Source organism: Lysobacter sp. yr284, assembly GCF_900107375.1.
Classification (GTDB): domain Bacteria; phylum Pseudomonadota; class Gammaproteobacteria; order Xanthomonadales; family Xanthomonadaceae; genus Lysobacter.
This window is the reverse complement of sequence record NZ_FNPT01000029.1, coordinates 17,719-30,707: the sequence shown is the minus strand read 5'-3', so window position 1 is coordinate 30,707 and position 12,989 is coordinate 17,719. Positions and strand designations below refer to the sequence as shown.

At 70.8% G+C, this 12,989-nt stretch carries 13 protein-coding genes and 1 pseudogene; 10 read left to right on the top strand and 4 right to left on the bottom strand.

Translation table 11 applies throughout. From position 1 onward, the window contains the following. Together BLV01_RS26505 and BLV01_RS25945 are read right to left on the bottom strand one after the other, a co-directional pair. A pseudogene (locus BLV01_RS26505) lies at window positions 1-772 on the bottom strand (hypothetical protein); the annotation flags it as partial. A gap of 148 nt (window positions 773-920) precedes the next feature. After that, on the bottom strand, window positions 921-1,169 hold the full coding sequence (locus tag BLV01_RS25945) for a hypothetical protein (protein ID WP_139179128.1): 249 nt from the start codon (window positions 1,167-1,169) through the stop codon (window positions 921-923). 115 nt (window positions 1,170-1,284) lie between these two features. Between BLV01_RS25945 and BLV01_RS23590 the strand changes: the two genes are divergently transcribed. Further along, window positions 1,285-1,533 (top strand): hypothetical protein, encoded by a 249-nt coding sequence (locus BLV01_RS23590; RefSeq protein ID WP_091805997.1) that lies wholly within the window; start codon window positions 1,285-1,287, stop codon window positions 1,531-1,533. Between the two features lie 102 nt (window positions 1,534-1,635). Here BLV01_RS23590 and BLV01_RS23585 read toward each other — a convergent pair whose 3' ends face one another. Then, window positions 1,636-3,189: a dipeptide ABC transporter ATP-binding protein gene (locus tag BLV01_RS23585; RefSeq protein WP_091805994.1), complete on the bottom strand. Its 1,554-nt coding sequence runs from the start codon at window positions 3,187-3,189 to the stop codon at window positions 1,636-1,638. Then, complete coding sequence (locus BLV01_RS23580) at window positions 3,186-4,052, bottom strand: ABC transporter permease (protein WP_175486228.1); 867 nt, start codon at window positions 4,050-4,052, stop codon at window positions 3,186-3,188. The genes BLV01_RS23585 and BLV01_RS23580 overlap by 4 nt, the downstream gene beginning before the upstream one ends. Window positions 4,053-4,257: 205 nt before the next feature. Between BLV01_RS23580 and BLV01_RS23575 the strand changes: the two genes are divergently transcribed. From BLV01_RS23575 to BLV01_RS23535, 9 genes are all read left to right on the top strand, one after another. Then, complete coding sequence (locus BLV01_RS23575) at window positions 4,258-4,773, top strand: RrF2 family transcriptional regulator (protein WP_091805988.1); 516 nt, start codon at window positions 4,258-4,260, stop codon at window positions 4,771-4,773. Then, on the top strand, window positions 4,770-5,021 hold the full coding sequence (locus BLV01_RS26500) for a DUF2292 domain-containing protein (protein WP_175486227.1): 252 nt from the start codon (window positions 4,770-4,772) through the stop codon (window positions 5,019-5,021). The genes BLV01_RS23575 and BLV01_RS26500 overlap by 4 nt, the downstream gene beginning before the upstream one ends. A 202-nt stretch (window positions 5,022-5,223) precedes the next feature. Further along, window positions 5,224-6,684: an OprO/OprP family phosphate-selective porin gene (locus tag BLV01_RS23565; protein ID WP_091805984.1), complete on the top strand. Its 1,461-nt coding sequence runs from the start codon at window positions 5,224-5,226 to the stop codon at window positions 6,682-6,684. A gap of 57 nt (window positions 6,685-6,741) precedes the next feature. Then, window positions 6,742-7,743: a sulfate ABC transporter substrate-binding protein gene (locus BLV01_RS23560; protein ID WP_091805981.1), complete on the top strand. Its 1,002-nt coding sequence runs from the start codon at window positions 6,742-6,744 to the stop codon at window positions 7,741-7,743. 352 nt (window positions 7,744-8,095) lie between these two features. Then, window positions 8,096-8,959 (top strand): sulfate ABC transporter permease subunit CysT, encoded by an 864-nt coding sequence (gene cysT / locus BLV01_RS23555; protein WP_091805978.1) that lies wholly within the window; start codon window positions 8,096-8,098, stop codon window positions 8,957-8,959. Next, window positions 8,952-9,809: a sulfate ABC transporter permease subunit CysW gene (gene cysW / locus BLV01_RS23550; RefSeq protein ID WP_091805975.1), complete on the top strand. Its 858-nt coding sequence runs from the start codon at window positions 8,952-8,954 to the stop codon at window positions 9,807-9,809. Before cysT ends, cysW begins: the two co-directional genes overlap by 8 nt. 13 nt (window positions 9,810-9,822) lie before the next feature. Then, on the top strand, window positions 9,823-10,866 hold the full coding sequence (locus BLV01_RS23545; protein ID WP_091805972.1) for a sulfate/molybdate ABC transporter ATP-binding protein: 1,044 nt from the start codon (window positions 9,823-9,825) through the stop codon (window positions 10,864-10,866). Window positions 10,867-11,073: 207 nt separating this feature from the next. After that, window positions 11,074-12,066, top strand: a complete 993-nt coding sequence (gene hemB, locus BLV01_RS23540; RefSeq protein WP_091805969.1) for a porphobilinogen synthase — start codon at window positions 11,074-11,076, stop codon at window positions 12,064-12,066. After that, window positions 12,045-12,893, top strand: a complete 849-nt coding sequence (locus tag BLV01_RS23535) for a hypothetical protein (RefSeq protein ID WP_217633580.1) — start codon at window positions 12,045-12,047, stop codon at window positions 12,891-12,893. Before hemB ends, BLV01_RS23535 begins: the two co-directional genes overlap by 22 nt. Window positions 12,894-12,989 lie beyond the last annotated feature (96 nt).

Sequence of the window (12,989 nt, the reverse complement as noted above, 5' to 3'; positions counted from 1 at the left end):
CCTGATTGCCCAGGCCGACCGCCGTGGCGTCGTCGCCGCCGGCCACGCTCGAGGTACCGACCGCCGTCGCGTTCGCGCCGAGCGCCTGCGCGCCGCCGCCGAAGGCGCTGCTGTTGACGCCGCCGGCGGTGCTGCCCACGCCGACCGCCACCGCGTCGTCGGCCCCGGCCTGCGCGCCGAAGCCCGCGGCCAGGCTGCGCGCGCCGCTGGCGAGGTTGTTGTTGCCGACCGCGGTCGCATCCACGCCGCTGACGTCGTTGTCGCCGCCGAACGCATTGGAGCGATCCGTGCGTGCGCGGTTGCCGCGCCCGACCGCATTCGAACCCGCGCCGTCAGCGAAGTTGAAATTGCCCAGCGCGCTGCTGTCCTGCGCGTTGGCGCTGTTGATGTAGCCCACCGCGCTGGCGTTGGCGGCCGCGGCCTGATTGCCGCGCCCCAGCGCCACGCTTTCCTCGCCCGTGGCGGCGTTGTCGGCGCCCACCGCCGTGGCGCTGGCGCCGCCGGCGAGATTGCCGTTGCCGACCGCCTGCGCACCGACGCCGTCGACGATGTTGTTGCGGCCGAGCGCGACGCCGCCTTCGGCGTTGGCGCGATTGTCGCGGCCGCATGCGACCGCATCGACGCCGGCGGCGGTGCTGCCGCCGCTGTTCTCGTTGCCCGCCACGCCGTCGTTGAGGTCGCAGTTGTTGCCTGCGATCGCCTGCCCCGGCACGGCCACGTTCATAGCGATGACGCTGGCGATGGCCAGCGCCAATAAGGTGCTGCGATTCATTCCTTGTTTCCCCTAAGACTGACAAGAACCGATTCGGAACCGTCGTGGCGTGCGTGCTGCTCGATCGTAAGACCGCGCCCTCCCCGGCACCGGCCTTGCCAACCATAAAGCGAATTGATGCACTTTTATACGGCCAAACGCGTACGAATTACTTCACCGACACCGACAGTTCCGGCACGCTCGCGGTCATGCTGTTGCAATGCAGCAGGTGCAAGCTATGCGGTCGCCTGCCGTTCGCGGTTCGGCGCGTATCGCCCGGGACCGCGATGCGTGCGCCGGCGCGCGCGCTGCGCCGGCGCAGCGGCGGCCTGCGGCCGCGGCGAAAACCAAGCGCGGCCACGACGCGCGCTTTGCGCCAATCGCAATGCGGACTGCGCCGACAGGCTGAACCTTTCATCGCCGGCCGCCTCCTGGCACACGACACTGCGACGGTCGGCACTTGAATCGCCGCATTCAGCCATTAAGTTCTGTGTAGTGGCCGACCCGGCCTCGCGGCGAGGAGCGCGACGACGATGGGAGTGATCAGCCTGATCTGGGGCGTGGTGGCGCTGCTGTGGATGATCCTGGCGTTGATTCCGCTGCTGGGCTGGGGCAACTGGTTCCTGATCCCGTTCGCCGCGGTCGGCGCGATCATCGCCGCGATCGGCGTGCTGTTCAGCGGCGCCGGCAAGAACGGGCGAGCCAAGGCCGGCCTGATCCTCAACGGCATCGTCATCGTCGTCGGCATCGCCCGGTTGAGCCTCGGCGGCGGGCTGGTGTAACCGGCGGCAGCGCCAACCCGCGCCGCGCCCCGCAGGAACGGCCGCGACTGCGCCCGCGCAGTCGTCGCGCCGGCATCGAAATCGCGTCCGAGCGCGGCGGCCTTACAACGTCGCGCGCGCCGCCAGCAGCGCCTGAGTGTGCGCATGCGCGGGCGCGGCCAGCACCTGCGCCGTCGTCCCGGACTCGACGATCCGCCCCGCCTCCAGCACCGCGATGCGCTCGGCCACCGCCGCCGCGGCCGCCAGGTCGTGGGTGACGAACAGCAGCGCCAGCCCGTGCTCGCGCTTGAGCCGCGCCAGCAACTGCAGCACCGCCGCGCGATGGTGCGCGTCCAGCGCCGACACCGCTTCGTCGCAAACCAACAGCTGCGGCCGCGTCGCCAGCGCGCGGGCGATGGCGATGCGCTGGCGCTGGCCGCCGGAGAATTGGTGCGGATAGCGTTCGAGCATGGACTCGTTCAGGCCGACCGCGCGCAGCAGTTCGGCGGCGCGGGCGCGACGCGCGCCGGCATCGCCGTGGCCGTGGATGCGCAGCGGCTCGGCCACGATCTCGGCGACGCTGAGCCGCGGGTCCAGCGAGGCGTACGGGTCCTGGAACACCACCCCGGTGCGCGCGCGCAGGCGGCGCAGGGCGGCGGCGTCGAGCGTCGCCAGGTCGACCCCGTCGAACACCACCCGCCCCTGCGCGCCGCGCAACAGCCGCAGCAATGCGCGGCCGAGCGTGCTCTTGCCGCTGCCGCTCTCGCCGACCAGGGCCAGGCCTTCGCCGCGGCGCAATTCGATGTCGACCCCGTCCAGCGCGGCGCGCGGCGCGCGCGGGTAGCGCATGCGCAGCCCGTCGCCGCGCAGCAGCACCGGCGCGTCGTCGTCGGCGGCGGGCGCGGGCAGCGGCGCGATCCGGTCGGCGGCGATCAACTCGCGGGTGTAGGCCTGCGCGGGCGCGGCGAACACCTGCGCGGCGGCGCCGCGTTCGACCACCGCGCCACGTTGCAGCACCAACAGTTGTTGCGCGTAGGCGCCGACCAGCGGCAGGTCGTGGCTGATCAGCAGCAAGGCGAGTCCGTCCTCGCGGCGCAGGCGGTCGAGCAGGTCGAGGATGTCGCGGGCGATGCGCGCGTCCAGCGCCGAGGTCGGCTCGTCGGCGATCAACGCGCGCGGCTGGGTCGCCAGCGCCAGGGCGATGGCGATGCGCTGGCGCTGGCCGCCGGAGAACTGGTGCGGATAGCGCGCCAGCGCCGCGGCCGGCTCGGGCAGTTGCACGCGTTCGAGCAGCGATCGCGCCTGCCGCTGCGCTTCGTCCGCCGGCAAGCCGCGCACCGCGCGCAGGGTTTCGACCAGTTGCGCGCCGACCCGGCGCAGCGGATGCAACGACGCCAGCGGGTCCTGCGGCACCCAGGCCAAGGTGCGGCCGCGCAGGCGCGCGTGCGCGGGCGAATCCAGCGCGAGGTCCGCGCCGTCCACCCGCAACCGGCCCTGCGCGCGCAGCGGCGGCGGCAGCAGGCCCAGCAGCGACAACGCGGCCAGGCTCTTGCCGCTGCCGCTTTCGCCGACCACGCCCAGGCATTGCCCGGCGCACAGGTCCAGGTCGAGCGGGCCGAGCAGTTCGCGTCCGGGCACCGACACGCGCAGTTCGCGCAGTTCCAGCAGTGCGCTCATGCCGCCGCGGCCTCGGCCGCAGGCGCGTCGCCGCGCGTCTGCGCCTGGCCGCGCACGTCGAGCCAGTCGCGCAGGCCGTCGCCGAGGAACTGGAACGCGGCCAGGGTCGCGACCAGGAAGCCGGCCGGGAACAACAAGGTCCACGGCGCGCTGTCCAGCTCCTGCACGCCCTCGGCGAGCAGGCCGCCCCAGCTCGAGGACGGCTCGTCGATCGACAGGCCGAGGAAACCGAGGAAGCTTTCCACCAGGATCGCCTGCGGCAGGATCAGGCCCAGGTAGACCAGCGCCAGCGGCAGCAGGTTGGGCAGCACGTGCCAGCGCAGGCGCTGGCCGAAGCTGGCGCCGGCGGCCTGCGCGGCCAGCACGAACGCTGCCTCGCGCAGGCGCGCGGCCTCCGCGCGCATGACCCGGGCCAGGTCGATCCAGACATAGCCGCCGATCGCCGCCAGCAGCAGCCACAGCGAACGGTCGAACAGGGTCAGCAGCAGGATCACCACCAGCAGGAACGGCAGCGCCGAGAACACATCGAGCACGCGCAGCATCCAGCGCTCGACCCAGCCGCCGGCCAGCCCGGCGACCGCGCCGTAGCCCAGCCCGATGACCAGCGCGACCACGCTGGCGAGCAGGCCGATGCCCAGCGACAGCCGGCCGCCGGCCAGGGTGCGGGCGAACACGTCGCGGCCGATGGCGTCGGTGCCGAACCAGTGCCCGGCGGTGCCCGGCGCGGCCGACAGCGCTTCCCAGTCCGGCAGCACCGGCCCGTAGCGGCCGAGCCACGGCCCCAGCCAGCAGGCGGCGGCGAGCAAGCCCAGCACCGTCAGGCAGGTACGGGCGAGCGGGGGCAAGGGCGTGGACAGGCGCATCGCGGCCATCCTACCGGCTCAGGCGCCGCTGCGACCCAGCCTCGGGCGCCTCATCCCGATCCCCGCTCCCCAGCGGGCCCCATCCCGCCCCCCATGCCTGCGCCCTGCTTCCCCAGCCACATTCCCACCGGTCATATCCCCATCACCCAATACCTTTTCCCCCGCCCCGCCGGCCGCGCCACATTTCCTACATGGTGACTGGGAAATGCTGACGATGAAGGCCAAGTACGCCCTGCGCGCGATGTGCGCGCTGGCGCGCGCCGAGAGCGGCCGGGCCGCGCCGGCGGTGCGCCACGGCCGCCTGCAGGCCAAGGCGATCGCCGAGCACAGCGGCGCGCCGGGCAAGTTCCTCGAATCGATCCTGGTCGACCTGCGCGAGGCCGGCTTCATCCACAGCCGGCGCGGGCAGAAGGGCGGCCACACCCTGGCGCGGCCGTCCGACCAGATCATGGTCGGCGACGTGATTCGCGCCATCGACGGCCCGCTGGCGCCGGTGCGCTGCGCCAGCGTCAGCGCCTACCAACCCTGCGCCGACTGCGCCGACCCCGACGCCTGCAGCCTGCGCGCGCTGATGCGCGAGGCGCGCGACGCGCTCTCGCACGTGCTCGACCGGCGCAGCCTGCGCGAACTGGCGCTGACGCCCGACTTCGGCGCGGCGGCGATCGACCCGGCGCTGCTCGACGCCACCTTCCTGTCCGCCGGACTCGGGGACGGCCGGTGAGCCGGGCGCGCGGCTCCGCCGGCAAGCGCGCCGGCGCACAGGTCTCGACCGTGCGCTACGACGCCGGGCGCGCGCCGGAGCCGGAAATCAACATCGTCAACCTCAGCGACAGCGAGTTCGTACTGTTGCAGGCGCTGCGCGGGCTTTCGACGGGACGCATCGAGGTGGTGGTGCAGGACGCGCGGATCGTCGAGATCACCCGCAGCGAGCGGGTGGCGGTGACGGTGGCGGCGGAGTCCTGGGGCTGAGGGGCGTCGTCGTTGCGCGGGGGACGCGGCTGCCGGGGGCGGTGGGCGCGGGCGCTCGAAGAATTTGGTTGTCGGGGAGATCGCGGGGGCGCCTTGGCGGCGGCTGCGGTTTCTGCCGGGGACACCGTTGTTGTTTTTTCTGCCAGTTCCGTGGTCCGCGCCACCGGGCCCTTCCACCGTTTGCGATGAAAGGAGCACACCGATGCCAATCCAGGTACGCCGCCGACCGCGGCCGTTCGCGCGTCTGACCGCCGCGCCGCTGTGGGCCGCGCTCGCCTGCGCCGCCGGCCTGCCGGCGCACGCGGCCGAACTCACGGTCGAGCAACTGGCGCAACGCCTCAAGGCGATCGAGCAACGCCTGGGCACCGCCGCGCCGGCCGCCGCCGGCAACCAGGGCGGCGAAGGCCTGGCCGATCTGGACCAGCGCCTGCGCATCATCGAACGCAAGCTCGAACTGCAGGCCGAGGAAGGCGCGGCCAAGGCCGCCAGCACGCCGACGGTGGCGCTGAGCCCGAGCAAAGGCCTGTCGATCAAGTCGCCGCCGCCGGGCGATGTGGAAGTGAAGTTCAAGGCGTTGCTGCAGGCCGACGGCCGTTTCTTCATCGGCGACTCGCAAACGCCGCAGAACGACACCTTCCTGTGGCGGCGGATCCAGCCGAGCATCGAAGGCAGCTGGGGCCCGCTGATCGGGTTCCGGATCCTGCCCGAGTTCGCCGGCGACAGCGCCACCATCAACGACGCTTACCTCGACCTCAAGTTCGATCCGCGCGCGACCCTGCGCATCGGCAAGTTCAAGAGCCCGGTCGGCCTGGAGAGGTTGCAGTCCAGCGGCTCGACCGGCCTGATCGAGCTGGGCCTGGCCTCCGAACTGACTCCCAACCGCGATCTGGGCCTGCAGTTGCAGGGCGAGTTCGCCGGCGCGACCGTGTCCTACGCGCTGGGCGTGTTCAACGGCGCGGTCGACGGCCGCGACAGCCCCACCGCCAACCCCGACAACGAATTCGAATACGCCGGACGGATCTTCCTGGAACCGTGGAAGAACGCTGGCGGCGCGCTGCAGGGCCTGGGCTTCGGCTTGGGCGCCAGCGCCGGCGACCGCGCCGGCAGCGGCAACAACTTCCTGCCGCGCTACCGCACGCCGGGCCAGTCGCAGTTCTTCAACTACCGCAGCACCGTGCTCGCCGACGGCGCCACCAAGCGCTGGTCGCCGCAGTTGTACTTCTACCGCAACGCCTTCGGCCTGCTCGGCGAATACGTCAGTTCGAGCCAGGAGGTACGGGTCGGCGCGGCGCGCGAGGAACTCGACCACCGCGCATGGCAGCTCACCGCCGGCTGGGTGCTCACCGGCGAGGACGCCGGCTACCGCGGCGTGGCCCGGCCTAACCAAGCTTTTACCGTGGGTAGTGCAGGCTGGGGCGCGTTCGAACTGGTCGCGCGCTACGGCCGCCTGGAGATCGACGACGCCGCGTTCCCGCGCTTCGCCGATCCCAACGCCGTCGCCGCCGCCGCGCGCTCGTGGGGGCTGGGCGTGAACTGGTACCTCACCGCCAATCTGAAACTGGTCGCCAACTACACTCAAACCCAATTCGACGGCGGCGCCGCCAACGGCCGCGACCGCGAGGACGAGAAGGCGTTCTTCACCCGCGCCCAGCTCGCCTTCTGATCCGAAACCGCACGACACGCTTTATTGGACTTACGCCACTTCGCAGAGGATCGACCGATGAAAACCGCATTCCGATGGATTGTGCTCAGCGTGGCGCTCGCCGCCGGCACCGCCGCGGCCAAGGACGCCGAACTGCTCAACGTTTCCTACGACCCCACGCGCGAGTTCTACGCCGAGGTCAACCAGGTCTTCGCCGCGCAATGGAAGCAGCAGACCGGCGAGACGCTCAACATCCGCACCTCGCACGGCGGCTCGGGCAAGCAGGCGCGCGCCGTGGTCGACGGCCTGGAAGCCGACGTGGTGACGCTGGCGCTGGCCGGCGACATCGACACCGTCGCCAACGCCAAGCAGCTGCCGGCCGACTGGCAGAAGCGTCTGCCGCACCAGAGCTCGCCCTACACCTCGACCATCGTGTTCCTGGTGCGCAAGGGCAACCCCAAGGGCATCAAGGACTGGGACGACCTGGTCAAGCCCGGCGTCGGCGTGATCACGCCCAACCCCAAGACCTCCGGCGGCGCGCGCTGGAACTATCTGGCGGCCTGGGCCTGGGCCTCGACCAAATTCCGCGAAGGCGACAAGGTCACCGACTACCTGACCCAGTTGTTCAAGAACGTGCCCGTGCTCGACACCGGCGCGCGCGGCTCGACCACGACCTTCGTCGACCGCAAGATCGGCGACGTGCTGATCGCGTGGGAGAACGAGGCGCTGCTGACGCTCGATCAATCCAACACCCGCGGCCAGTTCGAGATCGTGGTGCCGAGCCTGAGCATCAAGGCCGAACCGCCGGTGGCGTGGGTCGACAAGAACGTCGACAAGCACGGTACCCGCAAGCAGGCTGAGGCCTACCTGCGCTTCCTCTACAGCCCGGAAGGCCAGCGCCTGGCGGCCAAGCACGGCTACCGCCCGGCCGAGCCGGACAAGGTGCCGGCGGCGGAGTTGGCCAAGTTCCCGGCGGTCAAGCAGGTCACCATCGACGGCGCCTTCGGCGGCTGGAAGAAGGCCCAGGCCGCGCATTTCTCCGACGGCGGGTTCTTCGACAAGATCTACCAGCCCAAGTGAGTTCCGGCCGAGACCGCGGCCGCGCCGGCGTGCGAGAGCCGGCGCGGTCGCGGCTCGCTGTCTATTGAAGCTTGGCTGTGCTTTTGTGGGAGGGTCTTGGGGCCTGAGGCTTTTCTGCCAGGTCGCCGCGATCCGGGACAAGAGCATCGGGCCTGAAGGCCCTCCCACAACAGCCTGGTTCTTCCACCAGACGCCGCCCATTCACCATACGGAACTTCCCGGCCATCCCCGACTCAGACCTCATATCGCCATCGCGCACCTCGAAACAACCAACGCGCATTTCCACCGCTTCGGGAAATCGCGATAGCGTCGCCACCCTGCGTCCCTCAAAACTTCTGCCGCCCACCGCCACATGAGCGAGCAAGCCCTCCCATTGCCGGCCTCCGGTCGCTGGCGCCGTCCCCTGCCCGGTTTCGGGCTCGGTCTCGGCATCGGCCTGACCTGGCTCGGCCTCATCGTGCTGCTGCCGCTGGCGGCGCTGATCCTGCGTTCCGGCGGTTTGGGCTGGGCCGGCTGGGCGCGCGCGATTTCCGATTCGCGCGTCATCGCCTCGCTCAAGGTCAGTTTCGGCGCATCCCTGGTCGCGGCGGTCGCGGCTTTGCTGTTCGGCGCGCTGATCGCCTGGGTGCTGGTGCGCTACCGCTTCCCCGGCCGGCGCCTGATGGACGCGCTGGTCGACCTGCCGTTCGCGCTGCCGACCGCGGTCGCCGGCATCACCCTGGCGGCGATCTACGACGCCAACGGCTGGGTCGGGCAACTGCTGCAGCCCTTCGGCATCCAGTTGGTCAACAACTTCACCGGCATCGTCATCGCCCTGATCTTCGTCGGCCTGCCGTTCGCGGTGCGCACGGTGCAGCCGGTGCTCGAAGCGCTGGGCCGCGAGCAGGAAGAAGCCGCTGCCTCGCTCGGCGCCTCGCGCCTGACCGCGCTGCGGCGGGTGATCCTGCCGGAACTGCTGCCGGCGCTGCTGACCGGCTTCGCCCTCGCCTTCGCCCGCGCGCTGGGCGAGTTCGGCTCGGTGATCTTCATCTCCGGCAACCTGCCGTGGAAGACCGAGATCGCGCCGATGCTGATCACCATCCGCCTGGAAGAGGACGGCGGCGTGCCCGCGGCGATCGTGCTGGCGACCTTGCTGCTGCTGATGTCGTTCGCCTGCCTGCTGGCGATCAACGCCGCCTCGACCCTGTTCGCCCACGGGAACCGTCGCGATGGCTGAGCGCGATCACCTGCAGGAACCGGCCTGGGTGCGCTGGCTGCTGATCGGCGTGGCCGCGGCGGTCATGCTGTTGGTGGTGGTGCTGCCGCTGTTCGCCCTGCTCGGCGCGGCGTTCGGCAGCGGCCTGAAGGTGTGGTGGGGCGCGGTCAGCGAGGAACACACCGTCGATGCGCTCAAGCTGACCCTGCTGACCGCGGCGATCGTGGTGCCGGTCAACGCCATCTGCGGCGTGTTCGCGGCCTGGGCGCTGACCCGCTTCGAGTTCCGCGGCAAACGCGCGCTGCTGTCGCTGATCGATCTGCCGTTCGCGGTCTCGCCGGTGGTCGCCGGCCTGTGCCTGGTGCTGTTGTTCAGCCCGACCCACGGCTTCCTGCGCGACGTCCTCAACGCCTACGACCTCAAGATCCTGTTCGCCACGCCCGGCATCGTGCTGGCGACCTTGTTCGTGACCTTCCCGTTCGTGGTGCGCGAGCTGATTCCGCTGATGGAACAGCAAGGCAGCGACGAGGAACTGGCGGCGCGCTCGCTCGGCGCCAACGCCTGGACCATGTTCTTCAAGGTGACCCTGCCGAACATCAAGTGGGGCCTGCTGTACGGCGTGCTGTTGTGCAGCGCGCGCGCGATGGGCGAGTTCGGCGCGGTCACCGTGGTCTCGGGCAACGTCATGGGCAAGACCAACACGCTCTCGCTGCATGTGGAAGTGCTGTACAAGCAACTCGGCGGCGAAGCCGCGGCGGCGTTCGCGGCGGCCTCGCTGCTGGCCGGCCTGGCGCTGGTGACGCTGGTGGTGAAACTGTGGCTGGAAACGCGGCACGGCGATGCGCTGGCGCAATCGCACCGGCGGCATTGACGAGCGAGACGATATGGACCTGCACCTCAAAGCCATCGCCAAGCGTTACGCGAACGTGGCCGCGCTCGACGCGGTCGACCTGGACGTCGCCTCGGGCGAACTGGTCGCGCTGCTCGGCCCGTCGGGCTCGGGCAAGACCACCTTGCTGCGGGTGATCGCCGGCCTGCTGCAACCCGATTCGGGGCAGATGCTGTTCGGCCCGACCGACGCCACCCGGCTGAGCCTGCGCGAGCGCAACGTCGGCTTCGTGTTCCAGCACTACGCGCTGTTCAAGCACATGACCGTAGCCGAGAACATCGCCTTCGGCCTGCGCAGCCGGCCGCGCGCGCGGCGGCCGGACAAGGCGGCGATCGCCGCGCGCGTGCAGGAGCTGCTCGGCCTGATCCAGTTGCCCGAGCTGGGCTCGCGTTATCCGGAGCAGTTGTCCGGCGGCCAGAAGCAGCGCGTGGCGCTGGCGCGCGCGCTGGCGATCGACCCGACCGTGCTGCTGCTCGACGAACCCTTCGGCGCGCTCGACGCCAAGGTGCGGGTGGAGCTGCGCCGCTGGCTGCGGCGCCTGCACGACCAGACCGGCCAGACCACCTTGTTCGTCACCCACGACCAGGAAGAAGCGCTGGAACTGGCCGACCGCGTGGTCGTGCTCAAGGACGGCCGGATCGAGCAGATCGGCACGCCCGACGAGATCTACAGCGCGCCGGCCTCGGCCTACGTGTTCGACTTCATCGGCCGCGCCAACGTCATCGACGGCCAGACCGAGGGCGGCGAGCTGTCCGTCGACGGCCACGGCCTGCGCCTGCCGGTGGACCTGCACAGCCGCAGCCGCGCGCGCCTGTACGTGCGCCCGCACGACATCGCCGTGGTCGGCGAGGGCGAAGGGCTGCCGGCGCGGGTGCTGTCCTCGCACCGGCTGGCCGAACGGATCACCCTGGAACTGAGCGTGGACGGCCAGCAGCGGCCGCTGGAACTGGACCTGGTGGCGACGCCGGATGCGGTGACGCCGGCGCCGGGGACGTTGCTGCATGTGCGGCCGCTGCGGTATCGGGTCTACTCGGACTGACCCGAAGCCCCCTGTAGGAGCGGCGCGAGCCGCGACCGCGGGGCCTCGGTCTTGCGCCGCAAGCCGGTTTCCGCAGTCGCGGCTCGCGCCGCTCCTACAGGGCGCTTTGCCGCATCCACGGCATCCGGTTGATGCAACGCGCCGTCCTGCCCTTCCGCGACCCTCGGCCGCAGGCTCCCGCCCCGCGCGGGAGTAGACTATGCCGCCATGAGCTACCCCTACACCCGCCCGCGGCGGATGCGCCGCGATGAGTTCTCGCGCCGGTTGATGCGCGAGACCGTCCTCACCGCCGACGACCTGATCTACCCGGTCTTCGTCCACGAACTCGACGGCCGCGCGCCGGTCGGCTCGATGCCCGGCATCGAGCGCCTGTCCATCGACGAGCTGCTGCGCGTGGCCGAACGCGCCAGCGAGCTGCGGGTGCCGGCGCTGGCGTTGTTCCCGGTCACCGCGCCGCAGGCCAAGTCGCTGACCGCCGAAGCCGCGTGGCAGGACGACGGCCTGTGCCAGCGCGCGGTGCGCGCGCTCAAGCAGCGCTTCCCCGAACTGGGCGTGATCACCGACGTCGCCCTCGATCCGTACACCACCCACGGCCAGGACGGCCTGATCGACGACAACGGCTACGTCCTCAACGACGAAACCGTCGAGGCGCTGGTCAAGCAGGCGCTGTCGCACGCCGCCGCCGGCGCGGATGTGGTCGCGCCCAGCGACATGATGGACGGCCGCATCGGCCAGATCCGCGCCGAGCTCGAAGCCGAAGGCCACATCCACACCCGCATCCTGGCCTACAGCGCCAAGTACGCGTCGAGCTTCTACGGCCCGTTCCGCGACGCGGTCGGCTCGGCCGGCGCGCTCGGCAAGGGCAACAAGTACACCTACCAGATGGACCCGGCCAACAGCGACGAAGCGATGCGCGAGATCGCGCTCGACCTCGACGAAGGCGCCGACATGATCATGGTCAAGCCCGGGCTGCCGTACCTGGACATCGTGCGCCGGGCCAAGGACGAATTCGGCGCGCCGACCTTCGTCTACCAGGTCAGCGGCGAGTACGCGATGCTGCGCGCGGCGATCCAGAACGGCTGGCTCGACGAGCGCGGCTGCGTGATGGAAGCGCTGACCTCGATCAAGCGCGCCGGCGCCGACGGGGTGCTGACCTACTTCGCATTGGATGCGGCCAAGTGGATGCGCGAAGCGCGCTGAAGCCCGCCGTCCCCGCGCGCGTCCACATCCTGTTGGCGCGCGAGGCGGCCACCGCGGTCGTCATCCGCCGCGGGCCGAGCCGGCAGACCTGCGTGCTCGGCTGGAACCGCCACAGCGACGAAATCGAAGTCGGCCAATGGTTGCGCGGCCGCATCTACGAGCGCCGCTGCGATCTCTCGCCGGATGGACGGCACCTGATCTACTTCGCCATGAACGGCCGCTGGTCGTCGCCGTCGAAAGGCTCGTGGTCGGCGATCTCGCGCGCGCCGTACCTCAAGGCGCTGGCGTTCTGGCCCAAGGGCGATTGCTGGAACGGCGGCGGCCTGTTCGTATCGGACCGCGATTACTGGCTCAACGACCTCTACCGTTCGCACGAACTGGCACGGGACGATACCCGTCTGCGGCGCGTCGATGCGCCGCCGATGGAGGCCTACGGCGGCGAGTGCCCCGGCGTCTATTACCCGCGCTTGCAGCGCGACGGCTGGACGCTCGAATCCGTGCGCAGCCGCGACGGCATCCAGCGCAGCGTGTTCGACAAGCCGCTGCCGTCCGCTCATTGGGTCTTGCGCAAGATCGCCCATGCCGGCTTCGACCGGCGCCAGGGACGCGGCGCCTATTACGACGAGCACGCGCTGTGGAACCGGCGCGACGAACGCCTGATCGAGTTGCCCGAGTGGGAATGGGCCGAGCTCGACCGCAAGCGCCTGGTCTGGGTCGAAGCCGGCCGCTTGATGACCGCGCCGCTGGATAAATCCGGCCTCGGCGAAGCGCGGTTGATCTACGACTTCAACCCGCTGACCTGGCAGTCGCTGCAAGCGCCGTATTGATGCGGTCGGGCCTTCAGGCCCGACCGTGTTCGTTCGTGTCGCCGCGATCTGAAATAAAGGCATCGGGCCTGAAGGCCCTCCCGCAACCGCCGTGGC